Origin of the sequence: Streptomyces sp. NPDC097107 (assembly GCF_044762405.1) — a bacterium.
Taxonomy (GTDB): Bacteria; Actinomycetota; Actinomycetes; order Streptomycetales; family Streptomycetaceae; genus Streptomyces; species Streptomyces thinghirensis.
This window is the reverse complement of sequence record NZ_JBIWEF010000013.1, coordinates 120686-137553: the sequence shown is the minus strand read 5'-3', so window position 1 is coordinate 137553 and position 16868 is coordinate 120686. Positions and strand designations below refer to the sequence as shown.

At 71.4% G+C, this 16868-nt stretch carries 9 protein-coding genes; 2 read left to right on the top strand and 7 right to left on the bottom strand.

Features of this window, described 5'->3' with window-relative positions:
- Window positions 1-6: 6 nt before the first annotated feature.
- Window positions 7-978, bottom strand: a complete 972-nt coding sequence (gene galE / locus ACIQ1J_RS28465; RefSeq protein ID WP_403561226.1) for a UDP-glucose 4-epimerase GalE — start codon at window positions 976-978, stop codon at window positions 7-9.
- 344 nt (window positions 979-1322) lie between these two features.
- On the opposite strand from galE, the gene ACIQ1J_RS28460 reads away from it, so the two are divergent.
- Window positions 1323-3554, top strand: coding sequence for a CDP-glycerol glycerophosphotransferase family protein (locus ACIQ1J_RS28460; protein WP_403561224.1), 2232 nt, complete (start codon window positions 1323-1325; stop codon window positions 3552-3554).
- A gap of 23 nt (window positions 3555-3577) precedes the next feature.
- Complete coding sequence (locus ACIQ1J_RS28455; protein ID WP_403561222.1) at window positions 3578-7141, top strand: CDP-glycerol glycerophosphotransferase family protein; 3564 nt, start codon at window positions 3578-3580, stop codon at window positions 7139-7141.
- A gap of 84 nt (window positions 7142-7225) precedes the next feature.
- Here ACIQ1J_RS28455 and ACIQ1J_RS28450 read toward each other — a convergent pair whose 3' ends face one another.
- From ACIQ1J_RS28450 to ACIQ1J_RS28425, 6 genes are all read right to left on the bottom strand, one after another.
- Entirely contained in the window at window positions 7226-9262 is a 2037-nt protein-coding gene (locus tag ACIQ1J_RS28450; protein ID WP_403561220.1) for a glycosyltransferase, read from the bottom strand.
- A 204-nt stretch (window positions 9263-9466) separates the two neighbouring features.
- Window positions 9467-10903: a GTPase ObgE gene (gene obgE, locus ACIQ1J_RS28445; protein ID WP_403561218.1), complete on the bottom strand. Its 1437-nt coding sequence runs from the start codon at window positions 10901-10903 to the stop codon at window positions 9467-9469.
- A 127-nt stretch (window positions 10904-11030) separates the two neighbouring features.
- A complete protein-coding gene (rpmA, locus tag ACIQ1J_RS28440; protein WP_003976205.1) occupies window positions 11031-11285 on the bottom strand; it encodes a 50S ribosomal protein L27 in 255 nt (84 codons plus the stop codon).
- A 14-nt stretch (window positions 11286-11299) separates the two neighbouring features.
- Window positions 11300-11620, bottom strand: coding sequence for a 50S ribosomal protein L21 (gene rplU, locus ACIQ1J_RS28435; RefSeq protein ID WP_007449531.1), 321 nt, complete (start codon window positions 11618-11620; stop codon window positions 11300-11302).
- A gap of 215 nt (window positions 11621-11835) precedes the next feature.
- Window positions 11836-12897 (bottom strand): iron-containing alcohol dehydrogenase family protein, encoded by a 1062-nt coding sequence (locus tag ACIQ1J_RS28430; RefSeq protein ID WP_403561215.1) that lies wholly within the window; start codon window positions 12895-12897, stop codon window positions 11836-11838.
- Between the two features lie 182 nt (window positions 12898-13079).
- Window positions 13080-16868 (bottom strand): ribonuclease E/G (locus ACIQ1J_RS28425; RefSeq protein ID WP_403561213.1); only part of this gene is annotated, 3789 nt, incomplete at its 5' end.

Genomic DNA, 16868 nt, shown 5'->3' with positions numbered 1-16868 from the left:
CGCCGGTCAGCCGTGGTGGTGGCGCCAGCCCTGCCAGGCCGAGTCGATCATGTCGTCCAGGTCATGGCGTGCCGACCAGCCGAGTTCCTCGTGGGCGCGGTCGGCGGAGGCGACCACGCGGGCCGGGTCGCCGGGGCGGCGCTCGGTCACGTGCGGGGCGACGTCCTGCCTGCCGGTGACCTTGAGGATGCGGTCCACCATCTCCCGGACCGAACTGCCCTCACCGCGCCCGATGTTGAGGATGAGCGACGTGCCCTCGGGGGCGTCCGTCAGGCGCCGGGCCGCCGCGAGGTGGGCGGAGGCGATGTCCTCGACGTGGATGTAGTCCCGTACGCAGGTGCCGTCCGGCGTGGCGTAGTCGTCGCCGAAGACGCGCGGGGCGTCACCCGCCGCCAGGCGCTCGAAGACCATGGGGACGAGGTTGAAGACGCCGGAGTCGGCCAGCTCGGGGGCGGCCGCGCCCGCGACGTTGAAGTAGCGCAGGGACGCCGCGCGGATGCCGTGGGCCCGGGCGGCGGCGTTGATCAGCCACTCGCCGATCAGCTTGGTCTCGCCGTAGGGGCTCATCGGCAGGCAGGGGGTGTCCTCCGTGACGAGGTCCACATCGGGCATGCCGTAGACGGCCGCGGAGGAGGAGAAGACGAGGCGGCCGACGCCGGTCGACGTCATGGCCTCCAGGAGGGTCGCCAGGCCCGTCACGTTCTCCCGGTAGTAGTGGAGCGGCCGCTCCACCGACTCCCCGACCTGTTTCTTGGCCGCGATGTGCACCACACCTGTCACAGCATGGTCACGAATCGCGTCCTCCAGCGCCGCCCGGTCCAGCACGCTGCCGACGACCAGCGGCACCCCGTCGGGCACGCGGTCGGTGCTGCCGGTGGACAGGTCGTCGTACACGACCACGCGTTCACCGCCGTCGGCCAGGGCGCGCACCACATGCGCTCCGATGTACCCGGCTCCGCCCGTGACCAGCCAGCTCATCCTCATGCCTCCCAGGTCTCTGTCTCTGGGTGCAGACTCGTCCGTGCGCCCAGGAAAATCGAGTCGGGCACATGGGGCGGAAGGCGACGGAAGTCAATAAAGAGGACAGGGGGGCCGAATGTGAGGAAGTTCTCCAGCCGCTTCGAGGCGGTGGATTCGGGCCTCCCGCCCCGGCCATTTCCCGCTGTGACTGGGCACAGACGGTCCGACTACCGTGCCAGCGGAAACTCCGCGTGAATCCTTTACGCTGAGGCGGCGGCGCGCTCCAGGCCCCAACGACGCCCGGAACGCGTTCCGGTCCCAGCCCGCGGTCCCGTGGTCAGTTCTCGGAACAGGTTGTAAGGATGCCCAAACTCTCTCTCGTCGTCCCCGTGTACAAGGTGCAGGGCTATCTGCCCGAGTGCCTTGACTCCGTACTCGGACAGGACTGCACGGACTTCGAGATCATCGCGGTCGACGACTGTTCGCCGGACGGGTCAGGGGCCATTCTCGACGAGTACGCGAAACGGGACGCCCGGATTCATGTGATTCACCTCACGGAAAACGTGGGCCTGGGGCGTGCGCGCAACGCGGGACTGGAAAAGGCCACAGGCGATTACGTGTTGTTCCTGGACAGTGACGACACGCTGTCCGACGGCGCCCTGTCCGCCATTCGCGACCGGCTCGACGCCACGGACAATCCCGAAATTCTGGTCTTCGACTACGCCCGCACCTACTGGGACGGCAGGGTCCGCCCGAACCTGCGGGCCGATCTCCTCAAGCAGGACGGCCCGGACGTCTTCTCCCTCGCCGAGCGCCCCAAGCTGCTCGACCTGCTGCAGATCGTCTGGAACAAGGCATACCGGCGCGACTTCGTCACCCGGACCGGGCTCACCTTCCCGCCCGGATACTACGAGGACGCCCCCTGGACGTTCTGCTCCCTGATCAGTGCCGAGCGGATCGCCGTACTGGACCGGGTCTGCGTGCGATACCGGCAGCGCCGCGAGGGCGGCAACATCCTCAAGACCGTGAGCCGCAAGCACTTCGACGTCTTCGACCAGTACCAGCGGGTCTTCGACTTCCTCGACGCGCACGAGGAACTCGCCGAGTGGCGCGGCCCGTTGTTCCGTAAGATGGCCGACCACTACCTGACCGTCCTGGAGCGCCCGGGCCGCCTGCCGCAGGACGCGCGGGCGGAGTTCTTCCACCGCGCCTCGGCCGACTATCGCGCCCGCCTGCCCAAGGGCTTCACGCGGCCGGCCGGCGGTCGCGGTCACAAGTACGGGATGCTGGAGCGCGACGCGTACACGACCATGGTGAGCGCGCTCGCGGCGGTGAAGTTCCGCCAGCGGGTCAAGACCCGCACCCGCACCGCCCTCAACCGGTCCAAGCGCAGCGCCATGGGCGCGTTCTACCAGTCCCAGCTCAGGCTGCCGCTGGACGACAACCTGGTGCTGTTCTCCGCCTACTGGAGCCGCAGCGTCTCCTGCAACCCCGCCGCCATCGACGCCGAACTGGCCCGGCTGGCCCCGCACATGCGCCGCGTGTGGGCGGTCCGCGCGGAGAACGCGGCGCAGGTGCCCAAGGGTGTGCGGGCCGTGCGGGTGGGTTCGCGCGAGTACTGGGCCGCCCTCGCCCGAGCCAAGTACCTCGTGAACAACGTGAACTTCGCGGACTCCGTGGTGAAGCGGGAGGGCCAGGTCCATGTGCAGACCCACCACGGCACCCCGCTGAAGACCATGGGCCTGGACCAGCAGAAGTTCCCGGCCTCCACCGACATGGACTTCGAGAAGCTCCTGGAGCGGTGCGACCGCTGGGACTTCAGCATCAGTGCCAACCGGTTCTCGACCGTGATCTGGGAGCGGGTCTACCCCTGCTCCTACACCACGCTGGAGAGCGGCTACCCGCGCAACGACGCCCTCGTGAACGCCACGGCCGAGGACGTGCGCGCGGCGCGGGCGGCGCTGGGACTGGCCGACGGCGCCAAGGCGTTCCTCTACATGCCGACGCACCGCGAGTACCAGCCGGGGTTCACCCCGCCGCTGGACCTGGCGCGGATCGCCGACGAACTCGGGCCGGACGTGACCCTGCTGGTGCGCGGCCACTACTTCTACGGCAGTTCCCCGCACGTCGCCGAACTGCGCCGCACCGGCCGCATCATCGACGTCTCCGGGCATGCCCGGGTGGAGGAGCTGTACCTCGCCGCGGACACCCTGATCACGGACTACTCCTCGGCGATGTTCGACTACGCCGTGCTGGACCGCCCGATCATCAGCTACGTCCCCGACTGGGACGTCTACTCCGCGGTGCGCGGCACCTACTTCGACCTGCTCCAGGAGCCGCCCGGCGCGGTGGCCACCACGCAGGCGGAGCTGCTGCGGCTGCTCGCCTCGGGCGAGTACGACAGCCGGGACACGAGCGAGCGCCGGGACGCCTTCCGCCGGCGTTTCTGCGAATTCGACGACGGACACGCAGCCGAACGCGTCGTGCGACGCGTCTTCCTCGGTGAAGAGAGCCTGCTGCCCATCGTCCCGTTCGACGAACGCCCTCACGCCCCTACCCCCGCCCAGTCGCTCGAACTGGTCGAGCGGGCCTGACCCCGAAAGGAGATCACCAAGCCATGGCCCCTCGGCTCAGTGTCATCGTCCCCATCTACGACGTGGAGCGTTACCTCCCCGCCTGTCTGGACTCCCTGGCGGCACAGACCTTCCGCGACTTCGAGGTCCTGATGGTGGACGACGGTTCACCGGACGGCTCCGCCGCCATCGCCGAGGAGTACGCCTCCCGCGACGCGCGCTTCAAGCTCATACGCAAGGAGAACGGCGGCCTCGGCGCCGCCCGCAACACCGGCATGGCCCACCTGGCCCCCCAGGCGGAGTTCCTGACCTTCGTCGACAGCGACGACCTGATACCGCCGGACGCCTACCGGCTCATGGTCGGCAGCCTCGACGAGAGCGGCTCGGACTTCGCCACGGGCAACGTCTTCCATCTCAGGGGCGAGAAGTCCTGGCAGGTCCCGCTGATGCGGATGCTGGCCGGCGAGGCCCGGGTGGGCACCCACATATCCCGCTACGCCAAGCTCGTCGCCGACCGCATCGCGTGCAACAAGGTCTTCCGCCGCACCTTCTGGGAGAAGAACGGCTTCGCCTTCCCCGAGGGCCGGCTGTACGAGGACACCCCGGTCACGATGCGGGCCCACTACCTGGCCGAGAGCGTCGACGTCATCTCGGAGCCCTGCTACTACTGGCGGCTGCGCGAGGGCGAGTCCGCCCCGTCGATCACGCAGCGCCGCACCGACCCGGCTGGTGTGCGCGACCGTGTCACCTCCGTGATGGAGATCAGCGCCTTCCTCGCCGAGCAGCCCGGTGAGACGTACGCCCGTCTCAAGCGCGAGTACGACACCCGTGTCCTCCGTGACGACCTGCGGCTGTTCCTCAACGTGGTGCCGGACGGCGACGAGGAGTACCGGGCCGAGTTCCTGCGCTCGGCGAACCGATTCCTCGACAGCATCGACCCCAAGGTCGTCATGGACCTCCCGGCCGAACTGCGCGTGCAGTGGCTGCTGGTGCGCAAGCACCAGACGGAGGAGCTGATCGCCCTGCTGGCCGGCCAGCGCCGCCGCGAGACGCCCGAGGTCAGCGGCCTGGTCCGCAAGTACGCCTCGTGGCCCTCCCTGGAAGGTGCCGACCTGCACCTGCCCAAGGAGGCGCTGCGCATCGACCAGCACCTGAACATGCGCGCGCCGCTGCAGGACGTGAGCTGGTCCGGGGGCAAGCTCCTGCTGTCCGGCAACGCCTGGATCGACAAGATCGACCAGCCGTCGCGCAAGGCCTCGGTCAAGGTGCTCCAGCTGCGCAAGGACCGCTCCCGCCGCCGCATCCTGCTGCCGGCCCGCAACGTGCCGCGCCCCGAGGTCACCACCGACTCCGGCCAGGACCGCCACAACTACGACTGGGCCGGCTGGGAGGTCACCATCGACCCCGCCCGGCTCCGCAGGGGCGGCGAGTGGCAGGAGGCCGTGTGGCACGTGGGCCTCGGCATCTTCTCCTCCGGCCTGGTGCGGCGCCACGCCGTCCACTCCAGCGGCGGCGCGTCCTGCAACTTCCCGCCGTACCACTGGTTGAGCCCCGACTTCCGGCTGCTGCCGTCCGTCGAGCGCGGCGCCCTGAAGCTGCGCATCGAGAAGGTCCGCGCCCTGGTCACCGGCCGCGCCCTGGAGGGCGACCGGATCGAGGTCACCGGTGAGATCCGCGAGCCGCTGGCCTCGGACGAGCAGGTGGTCCTGCGGGTCAAGAACCAGAAGGGCGCCGAGACCCTCGAATATCCCGTCACCGTGACCCGCGAGGGCGGCGCACAGTCGTTCTCGGTCGGGGTGCCGGTGGCCGACGTGGCGCTCGTCTTCCACGAGGGCGTCGACGAGAAGGCCCAGCCGGAGAAGCGCACCTGGTCCACGGTGCTGGTCGCGACCGACCCGCAGGGCAAGGAGCGCCGGTTCGGCACCGTGATGCAGGAGGGGCTGTCCGACGCCGAGTTCCCGCTGCCCGCGTCGCTCGGCAGCCAGGCGCACCTGGTCGAGCTGGCCGTGGTGGCCGGCCACACCGGCTTCCTGAAGTTCTCCGGCCGCACCCGCCGTGCCCTGATCGACACCGCCACCGTGCGCGACGGCCGGATCGCCCTCACCGGGCACGCCGACCCGCGGCTGGCCGGCTCCCGCTTCCTGCTCAAGCCGCGCAACCGCTACGAGGAGCGGTTCGTCGAGACCCGCTGGCTGGAGGACGGCCGCTTCGAGGTGTCCTTCGACCCCTCCCGGCTCGGTGGCAACGGCGACGTCCCGCTGCGCGCCGGCCGCTGGAACCTCTTCCTGCGGCCCGAGGACGAGAGCGCGCCCGACGTGCCCTTCGTGGTCGACCGGCTGGCCGCGGACTCCTTCCCGGTCCAGGCCGAACTCGGTGGCCGCCGCTACTGGTTGGAGAACCGCTGGGGCGACTTCCCGCAGCTCAACGCCCGCTCCGAGCTGAGCGACCTGGAGCGCGGCCCGTACCGCCAGCGGCAGCTGCGCAGTGAGGTGTACGAGCCGCTGTCCCAGCAGCCGCTGAAGGACCAGGTCTTCTACCTGAGCTACAACGGCAAGCAGTTCTCGGACAGCCCGCGCGCGATGTACGAGGAGCTGAGGCGCCGCGACTCGGGCCTGAAGCACCTGTGGGCGGTCCGCGACGGCCAGGTGGCGCTGCCGGAGGGTGTCGAGCCGGTCCGCATGTGGGGCCGGGAGTGGTACGAGGCGCTGGCCTCCAGCCGCTACATCGTCACCAACGCCCACCTTCCCGACTGGATCGAGCGCCGGCCCGGCCAGTCCATCGTGCAGACCTGGCACGGCACGATGCTGAAGAAGATCGGGCACGACATCGACACGCTGCACTTCGACCGGCGCTACCAGGAGAAGCTGGCGCTGGAGGCCAAGCAGTGGAGCCTGCTCGTCTCCTCCAACCGCTTCAGCACGCCGATCCTCAAGCGGGCGTTCTCCTACGACGGTGAGATCCAGGAGGCGGGCTACCCCCGCAACGACTACCTGTACTCGCCCGACAAGGACGCGATCGCGGCGCGGGTCAGGAAGGCGCTCGGTCTGCCCGAGGGCAAGAAGGTCGTCCTGTACGCGCCGACCTGGCGCGACGACCAGTCGCACAGCGCCGGCCAGTACCTGTTCGACCTGCGCATCGACCTCGAGGACGCCCAGCGCCGCCTGGGTGACGACCACGTGCTGCTGATCCGCCGCCACTCCAACGTGGTGGACGCGGTACCGGGCGCGGGCAACGGGTTCGTGTGGGACGCCTCGGAGTACCCGGACATCGCCGACCTCTACCTCGCGGCGGACATCATGATCACGGACTACTCGTCGGTGATGTTCGACTACGCGCACCTGAAGCGGCCGATGCTGTTCTTCACGTACGACCTGGAGCACTACCGGGACACACTGCGCGGGTTCTACTTCGACTTCGAGCAGGACTCCCCCGGCCCGCTGATCGACAACTCCAAGGAACTGGTCGACGCGATCCGGGACATCGACCAGGTCCAGGCGGAGTACCAGGACCGGTTCGACCGCTTCCACCACCTGTTCTGCGACCTGGACGACGGCAACGCGTCCGCGCGGGTCGTCGACCGGATGCTGGAACAGGCCCGGGAGGGCTGAGCGGCACAAGGGCGAGCGGGCGGGGCCCGGAGGAGATCTCCTCCGGGCCCCGCCCGCTCGGCCTTGTGCCGTGCGGTGCCGGGGTCAGAGCCGCACGGTCTTCACCGCGAACTGGCAGGCGGCGGTGAAGTAGGGCCGCAGTTCCGTACGCCGGCGGGTGGGCGGCGGCGCGGGGGTCCGGCCGAGTGCCCGGCGGGACTTGCGCACCGCCCGGGTCAGTACCGTCGGCCCCGCCGCCACGGCCTCGCTGATCACCGGGCGCGGGAAGGTGAACACGTTGACCGGCGCCAGTACGTCGGTGGCGAGCTTGGCCAGCTGCACCCGGGGCGCGCCGGGCGCGGTGCGCAGCGAGAAGTCCCAGATGACTTCCTTCTCGTCGGCGTCGGTGTGCTCACCGACCAGCGTCGCGCAGTCGATGTCCGCCGCCACCCGGCCGTCGCCCTCGTCGCGCAGCGGGAAGGCCAGCACCCGCTTCTTGTCCCGGCGGTGCACGGCCTCCACGACGGCGCCCGCGGCCGGCCGGGCGCCCCACAGCTCGGCGCGCAGGGTGATGGTCCGCTCGTCGACCCCGACCGGGCCGACCTCGGCGTGGACCTCGCGCAGCGCGCTGCGCAGCCGTAGCCCGCCGTCCTCGTGCAGGTGCGGCAGCAGCACCGCCAGGGCCGGCCCCTGCGGGCGCGGCAGCTCCACGGCGAGCAGGTCCCGGGTGTCGCAGCCGTAGCCGTCGGTGCCGAGTGCCACCTCGTGGTCGCCCTCGCGGGTGGCCAGGGTCAGTTCCCACGTGCCGTGCGGCAGCCCGGCGTCCCAGGGCACGACGGCGTCGCCCTCGGCGGAGAACGGGAAGCGGTGCTCGCCGGCCGCGGCGGCGCCCTTGCGCAGCACGAGGTCGGCCTGCCCGGCGCTCGGCGGCAGCGCGCCCACGGCGACGTGGACGGAGCCCTGCCGGTCCACGCGGGCCGTGGCATGACGGGGCAGCTCCTTGCGGGCGAGGGCCTCCTCGATGATGGCCTCGAAGCGCTCGCGACTGGCCCGCTCGTGGAAGCGCTCGGCGTTGCGGACGGCGGCGGCGGCCATCTTCTGCCGCAGCCCGTCGTCCTGGACGAGGCTCCGGATCGCCTCCGCCATCGCGTCCACGTCATCGCGCGGAACGATCAGCCCGTCCTCGCCGTCGGTGAGGATGTTGCGCGGCCCGTGGTCGGCGTCCGTGGCGACGACCGGTAGCCCGGCGGCCATCGCCTCGACGACGACGTTGCCGAACGCCTCGCGCTTGGAGGGCAGGACGAAGACCGAGCCCTTGCCGAACTCCGGGGTGACCGGCGAGGTCTGGCCCATCAGCAGGATGCTGTTGGAGAGCCCCAGTTCCTCGATACGGGCGCGCAGTTTGTTCTTCTCGGCGCCGTGGCCGTAGATGCGCAGCGTCCAGTCCGGTGCGACGGCGTGGACCTTGGCGAACGCCTCGATCAGGAGGGCGTGGTTCTTGTTGCCGGTCAGGTGCCCGGCGGAGACCACGACCTTGTTGGTGCCGGTGGCCCTGACGGTGGAGGCGGGTACGCAGTTGGGCATCACCGCGAGACGGTTGGCGACCGCGGGCACCTGCTTGCCGATGGCGGCGACCTCTTCCGGGGTGAGCGCCGTGAGGACGTCCAGGGACCGGTAGGCGGGGAAGAGGCGTTCCTTGATGTCCGTGGCGTAGATGGCGGGCATCGAGTGCTCCTGAGTGACCTTCAGGTAGTCACCGCGCGCCTGCGCCAGCATGATCGTGTTCCGCGGGCTGGAGCTGACGACGACGTCGGCGTCGGTGGTCTCCAGGTACTCCAGGAGCCTGAGTTCCGCGAGCCTGCTCACCACCGGCGTCCTGGCACCGGCGTTGAGCGGGTAGACCAGCGGGAACTTGTCGGACAGCGGGTCGTCCACGTCCGAGACCGGCGAGTGCGGACGCATGTCACTGAGCACCCGGACGGACACCCGCGGGTCCAGCGGGAAGTACGACTCGTCACGCACCTTGCGCAGGGCCACGATCTCGACGTCGTGCCGCTCGGCGAGCGCCCCCGCGAGGTTCTGCGTCGCGCTGACCACGCCCCCCATGTGGCACAGGTCCCGGACGAGAAATGCGATCTTCACTTGGCGGCTTCTCTCTGCTTTCGGGAAACGGCTGGTCAGTCCGTTCACCCACCCCTGGCCACACAGCTGTGACCACATCCTCCTCACAACGTACACATTGATGTTCGACAGCGGATCACGGCCTCGACACACCTGTGTAACCCTGTGGGCGGCGTGCTGCCGCCCACAGGGTGGGGCCGTTTCCCGGAGAGCCGGGTACCGAGCCTAGAAGGGCTCGAAACCGTCGAACTCCCGGTCCGCCTCGTCGCGTTCGGCGTCGCGTTCCCGGCGGCGCTGAGCGGCCGGACGGGGCGCCTCGAAGCGGTGGTCCTCGCCGCGGCGGCCGAGCATCTCGGCGCCGGCCGTCACCGACGGCTCCCAGTCGAAGACGACCGCGTTGTCCTCGGGGCCGATGGCCACGCCGTCGCCGTTGCGGGCGCCCGCCTTCATCAACTTGTCCTCGACACCGAGGCGGTTGAGCCGGTCGGCGAGGTAGCCGACGGCCTCGTCGTTGTTGAAGTCGGTCTGGCGCACCCAGCGTTCGGGCTTCTCGCCGCGCACCCGGAACAGGCCGTCCTCCTCGCGGGTGACGGAGAAGCCCGCGTCGTCCACGGCCTTGGGCCGGATGACGATCCGCGTGGCCTCGTCCTTGGGCCGGGCGGCGCGCGCGTTGCCCACCAGCTCGGCCAGCGCGAAGGACAGCTCCTTCAGGCCCATGTGGGCCACCGCGGACACCTCGAAGACGCGGTAGCCGCGTGCCTCCAAGTCCGGCCGGACCATCTCGGCGAGGTCCTTGCCGTCGGGCACGTCGATCTTGTTGAGGACGACGATCCGGGGCCGGTTGTCCAGGCCGCCGTACTCGCGCAGCTCCGCCTCGATGATGTCCAGGTCGGAGACCGGGTCGCGCTCGGACTCCAGCGTCGCCGTGTCCAGCACGTGCACCAGCACGCTGCACCGCTCCACGTGCCGCAGGAACTCCAGGCCGAGGCCCTTGCCCTGGCTGGCGCCGGGGATCAGACCGGGGACGTCGGCGACGGTGTAGACGGTCGAGCCCGCCGTCACCACGCCCAGGTTCGGGACGAGCGTCGTGAAGGGGTAGTCGGCGATCTTCGGCTTGGCCGCGCTCAGCACCGAGATCAGCGAGGACTTGCCGGCGCTCGGGTAGCCGACCAGCGCCACGTCGGCGACGGTCTTCAACTCCAGCTGGATGTCCTGGAGGTCGCCGGGCACGCCGAGCAGCGCGAAGCCGGGCGCCTTGCGCCGCGCGGAGGCCAGCGCCGCGTTGCCGAGACCGCCCCGGCCGCCCTGCGCGGCGACGTACGAGGTGCCCTGGCCCACCAGGTCGGCGAGGACGTTGCCCGCCCTGTCGAGGACCACGGTGCCGTCGGGCACGGGCAGGACCAGGTCCTGACCGTCCTTGCCGGAGCGGTTGCCGCCCTCGCCGGGCTTGCCGTTGGTGGCCTTGCGGTGCGGCGAGTGGTGGTAGTCGAGGAGCGTGGTCACCGACTGGTCGACGGTGAGGATCACGTCGCCGCCACGGCCGCCGTTGCCGCCGTCCGGGCCGCCGAGCGGCTTGAACTTCTCACGGTGGACGGAGGCACAGCCGTGGCCTCCGCTACCCGCGGCGACGTGCAGCTCGACGCGGTCCACGAAGGTGGTCATGGGATGTGCCTCCAGTTACCGGTTACTACTTACTGCGGAAAAGTCTCGTGGGTGTCTCTTGGGTAACACGCGAAAGGCGGACCCGCTTCCCCTGGGGAAGTGAGGTCCGCCTCGCGAAAGTTTCCGATCAGGCGACCGGAACGATGTTCACGACCTTGCGGCCACGGTGGGTGCCGAACTGCACCGCACCGGCCTGCAGGGCGAACAGCGTGTCGTCGCCGCCACGGCCGACGCCGGCGCCCGGGTGGAAGTGGGTGCCGCGCTGGCGGACCAGGATCTCACCCGCGTTGACGGCCTGACCGCCGAAGCGCTTCACGCCGAGCCGCTGGGCATTGGAGTCGCGACCGTTCCGAGTGGACGATGCGCCCTTCTTGTGTGCCATCTGTTCTCAGTCCCTTACTTCGCAGCCGCGGGGATCTCAGTGACCTTGATCGCCGTGTACTGCTGGCGGTGGCCCTGACGACGGCGGTAGCCGGTCTTGTTCTTGTAGCGCAGAATGTCGATCTTCTGGCCCTTGTGGTGGTCCACGACCTCGGCCTGGACCTTGATGCCGGCCAGCACCCACGGGTCGCTGGTCACAGCGTCGCCGTCAACGACGAGCAGGGTCGAGAGCTCGACCGTGTCGCCGACCTGGGCGGTGGAAATCTTGTCAACCTCAACGATGTCGCCGACAGCAACCTTGTGCTGGCGACCACCGCTGCGCACGATGGCGTACAAGCGGATCTCACTCTCTCGCTCTGGAACGGCACCCCCGCAGTCCAGCCGCCCGGTGAACACGCGGGCGGCCTCTCCCGGCCGGGGCCCGTCGGGGCCCGCACCCGGAAGGAAGAAGGGTTTACGGGGATGTGACGCGTCAGTCGACACGCCGACGGTCAAGATTACGGGGCCGCACGACAGGGGTCAAACCGGCCCCGGTCGCCCCGGTCGTCGCCTCAGCCGGCGACCGCCGCGACGTACTCGGCGTACGCCTCCTTGGCCCGCGCGGGCGACAGGTCGAGATGCTCCAGCACCGTGTACCGGCCGGGCCGGGTCTGCGGCGCGAACTCCACGGCCCGCACGAACTCCGCGTCGTCGAACCCGATCTCCTGGGCCACCACGGGCAGCCCGTGCCGGCGCAGCGTCCCGGCCATCAGCAGGGAGCCCTCGCGGTCGCCGCGCAGATACGTCGCGAAGGCCGCGCCGATGCCCACCTGCTCCCCGTGGCTCGCCGCCCGCCCCGGATACAGCAGGTCGAGCGCGTGGCTGATCTCGTGGCAGGCGCCGGACGAGGGACGGGTGTGCCCGGCGATCGACATGGCGATGCCGGACAGCACCAGGCCCTCGGTCAGCACGGTCAGGAACCCGTCGTCGCCGCATCCTCCGGGGTGGCGCAGCACGGCCTCGCCGGCCTGCCGGGCCAGGGCGGCGGCGAGGCCGTCGACCTTCTCGCCGTTGACCCGGTGGGCCAGCTCCCAGTCGGCGACCGCGGAGATGTTGGAGACGGCGTCACCGATCCCGGAGCGCACGAAGCGGATCGGCGCCTCGCGGATCACCGCGAGGTCGACGACGAGCGCGATGGGCGTCGGCACGCCGTACGAACCGCGGCCCGCGTCGTTGTCGAGTATCGACACCGGCGAGCAGATGCCGTCGTGGGAGAGGTTGGTGGCCACGGCGACCATGGGCAGGCCGACGCGGGCCGCGGCGAACTTGGCGCAGTCGATGACCTTGCCGCCGCCGAGCCCGACGATCGCGTCGTAGCGGCTCGCCTTCATGCCGTCGGCCAGCCGCACCGCGTCGTCGATGGTGCCGCCGCCGACCTCGAACCAGTCGGCGCCGGGCAGGGACGGCGCCAGTCTCCGGCGCAGACGGGCTCCCGAGCCGTCGCTGATCGCCACGGCGAGCTTTCCGGACTGGGAGATCCGCTGGTCCGCGAGGACACTCGCCAGGTCGTCGAGCGCTCCCGGACGGATGTCCACTACGAGCGGCGAGGGGATGAGCCTCGTCAGTACCGGCACGTGATCTTCTCTCCTCGCGGGGACGGTTCGGCGGGGACGGGTCTGCGGTGACGGGTCGGCGGCGGGGCTGTCCGGTGATGATGCGCCCGGGAACGTCCGGGGAAACGTGTGGTCCCGCCCGAACGGAATCCGAGCGGATTCCGGGCCGGACAGGACCACACGTGCTGCGACAGGCGGCCGGATCAGCCCTCGTCGGTGGCGGCCGTGACCGAGGACGGCGTCTGCTGGGCAGCAGCCGCGGTCTTCTTCGACGCCGTCTTCTTGGCCGTGGCCTTCTTGGCGGTCGTCGTCTTGGCCGCCTTCTTGGCCGTGGTCTTCTTCGCGGTCGTCGTCTTCTTGGCCGCGGTCTTCTTGGTGGCGGCCTTCTTCGCCGTCGCCTTCTTGGCCGTCTTGCGGGCCGCCGCCTTCTTGGCCGGGGCGGTCTCCTCGGCGGTGTCCGCCTCGGTTTCCGCCACGGCCGCGGTCCCGCCCGCGTCCTCCGCCTGGGCCGACGGGACGACCATGACGGCCGCCTCCTCGGCCGCGGTGGACGTGGTGGGCTTGCGCACGGCACGGCGCCGCGGACGCGCCGGGGCGGCGCTCTCGGCGGCCGTACCGGACGGCTCCGCGGGGGCCTCGGCAGCCGCCTGCGCCTCCTGAGCCGCCTGCTCGGCCTGCGGGGCCTGGGCGTGCTCCGGGACCGTCAGCACGGCGGCCTCGGCACCCGCGGGCGAACCGGCCGGCGCGGACACCTTACGGGTGGCCCGACGGCGGGTCCGGCCCTTGGGCGCGGCCTCCTCGGCAGCCGGCGCCTCGACGGCGGCCGGGGCTTCCTCGGTGGCCGGGTCCGGGGCACCGGAGACGGCGTCCTCGACGGCGGCGGGCTCGGCGAGCACCTCGGCGGCGGACTCCTGCCGTACCGGACGCTCGACCTCTTCCTGGACGGTGACGTCCTGAGCGGTCGGGGCCTCGGCGCGCCGGGCCTCGCCCTTCGCCGCCTTGGGGGCGCCCGCCGGGGCCGACGCCCGCCGGCTCGTGCGGCGCCGGCCGCGACCGCGCGTGGCGGCGGCCTCGGCCTCGGCGGCGCTGCTGTACAGCTCCTCGTCCGCGCTGAAGTCGGGCGCCGGGAGGGCGACCGGCTCGGCCACCTCGGCCGCGACCTCGGACTCGGACTCGGTGTCCGCCTCCTGCTCCGCCGTCACACCGGTCTCGACGCCGGCCGCGGCCTCGTGCTCGTGCGGCTGCTCTCCGCCGCCGGCCCGCGCCCGCTTGCGGCGCTTGCCACCGCCGCCGCCACCACCGGCGGCGGCGGCGGTCGGCTGGTCCAGGTGGACGATGACGCCACGGCCGTTGCAGTGGACGCAGGTCTCGGAGAACGACTCCAGCAGCCCCTGCCCGACCCGCTTACGGGTCATCTGCACGAGCCCCAGCGAGGTCACCTCGGCGACCTGGTGCTTCGTACGGTCACGGCCCAGGCACTCCAGCAGTCGCCGCAGCACCAGGTCCCGGTTGGACTCCAGCACCATGTCGATGAAGTCGATGACGATGATGCCGCCGAGGTCGCGCAGCCGCAGCTGGCGCACGATCTCCTCGGCCGCCTCCAGGTTGTTCCTGGTGACCGTCTCCTCGAGGTTGCCGCCCTGACCGGTGAACTTGCCGGTGTTGACGTCGACGACGACCATCGCCTCGGTCCGGTCGATCACCAGCGAACCGCCACTGGGCAGCCAGACCTTGCGGTCCAGCGCCTTGGCGAGCTGCTCGTCGATCCGGTACGTGGCGAAGACGTCGACCTCGCTGGTCCACCTGGACAGCCGGTCGGCGAGGTCCGGCGCCACGTGGGACACGTAGCCGTGGATGGTCTGCCAGGCGTCGTCACCGCTGACGACGACCTTGGTGAAGTCCTCGTTGAAGATGTCGCGCACGACCCGGACGGTCATGTCCGGCTCGCCGTAGAGCAGCGTGGGCGCGTTCGAGCTGCCGCCGCTCTTCGCCTTCTTCTGGATCTCCTCCCACTGCCCCTGGAGCCGCTCGACGTCGCGGCGCAGCTCGTCCTCGCTGGCGCCCTCGGCGGCGGTGCGCACGATGACGCCCGCGTCCTCGGGGACGATCTTCTTGAGGATGGTCTTCAGCCGGGACCGCTCGGTGTCGGGCAGCTTGCGGCTGATACCGGTCATCGAGCCCTCGGGCACGTAGACCAGGTAGCGGCCGGGCAGCGAGATCTGGCTGGTCAGGCGGGCGCCCTTATGACCGATCGGGTCCTTGGTGACCTGCACCAGGACCGACTGGCCGGACTTGAGGGCGGACTCGATGCGACGCGGCCCGCCGGACATGCCGAGGGCCTCGAAGTTGACCTCACCGGCGTACAGGACGGCGTTGCGGCCCTTGCCGATGTCGATGAAGGCGGCCTCCATCGACGGCAGCACGTTCTGCACCTTGCCGAGGTAGACGTTGCCGACGTACGAGGTGGCCTGCTCCTTGTTGACGTAGTGCTCGACGAGCACGCCGTCCTCCAGGACGCCGATCTGGGTGCGCTCGCCGTGCTGGCGGACGACCATGACGCGCTCGACGGCCTCGCGGCGGGCCAGGAACTCGGCCTCGGTGATGATCGGAACGCGCCGGCGTCCCTGCTCACGGCCTTCCCGGCGGCGCTGCTTCTTGGCCTCCAGGCGGGTCGAGCCCTTGATGGACTGCACCTCGTCCGACGGCTCGCCCTTCTCCCTCGGGGGACGGGGCTCGCGGACCTTGACGACGGTGCGCTCGGGGTCGTCGGCGGACGACGGCTCGGCGTCACCGGAGCCGTCCCCGGCACGGCGACGACGGCGCCGGCGGCGACGGCTGCTGCTGGAGCCGCCGCCCTCGTCCGAGGCGTCCTCGTTCTCCTCGGCGTCCTCCTCGGCCTGCTCGCCGGTGTCCTCGGCGTCCTGACCGGCCCGTGCGGCCTGATCGGCGGCGTACTCCTCACCGTCGGCGGAGTCGCCGTCGGCGGAGTCGCCCCGGCGACGGCGGCGGCCGCCCCGGCGACGGCGACGGCGCGAACCGGACTCCTCGTAGCCCTCGGCGTCGTCGTGGTCCTCGCCGGACTCGTCGGCGTCGGAGTCCGCGTCCGTCTCGGCCTCGGCCTCGGCCTTCGGCTCGTCCTGCTTCACGACGGCGGCGGCCCGCTCCTCGGTGGCCTCCTCGGCGGCGGCGCCCCGGCGCTTGCGACGCCGACGCGACCCGGCGGTCTGCTCCTCCGGGAGCTCCTCGGTCTCCTGCGGCGCCTTCTCCGGCTCGGCCCCGGCCGCTTCCGCGGCGGCCTCGGCGGCGGCCCGCTCGGGCGTCTGGAACTGCGGCTCGGCGAACACGGGCGCCTGGAACACCGCGACGGCGGGACGCGACGGGCGCTTGGGAGCGTCCGCCTCGTCGGAGGCGGCGGTCTGCGCCGGCGCGGCGAAACCGGTGGCGGCCTTACGGGTGGACCGGCGGCGCGCGCGACGCGGAGCGGCGTCCTCGACGGGCGCGGCGGCCTCTTCCGGCGTCTCGGGGGCCGCCTGCGCGGCCTCGGGGGCCGGGGCGGACTCGCTCACCTCGGCGCCTGCGTCGGCGGGCGCGCCGGTCGGGGCGGCCACGCTGCGCGTGGCGCGACGCCGGGTACGGCGCGGGGCGGCGTCCTCGGCCTCGGCGGGGGCGGGCGTCTCGGCGGCTGCGGGCTCGGCGTGCGACACCGGAGCGGCGGACGCCTCCTCGGCGGCCGACTCGGTCGGCGCCGTCACACTGCGCGTGGCACGACGCCGGCTACGGCGCGGAACAGCCTCCTCGGCAGGCGCAGCGTCCTCGGCAGGCGCGGACACCTCGGCGGCCGCAGGCACCGCGGCCGGCCCGGCGTCCGACACCGCAGCAGCGGACATCTCCTCGGCAGCCGACTCGGTCGGCGCCGTCACACTGCGCGTGGCACGACGCCGGCTACGGCGCGGAACAGCCTCCTCGGCAGGCGCAGCGTCCTCGGCAGGCGC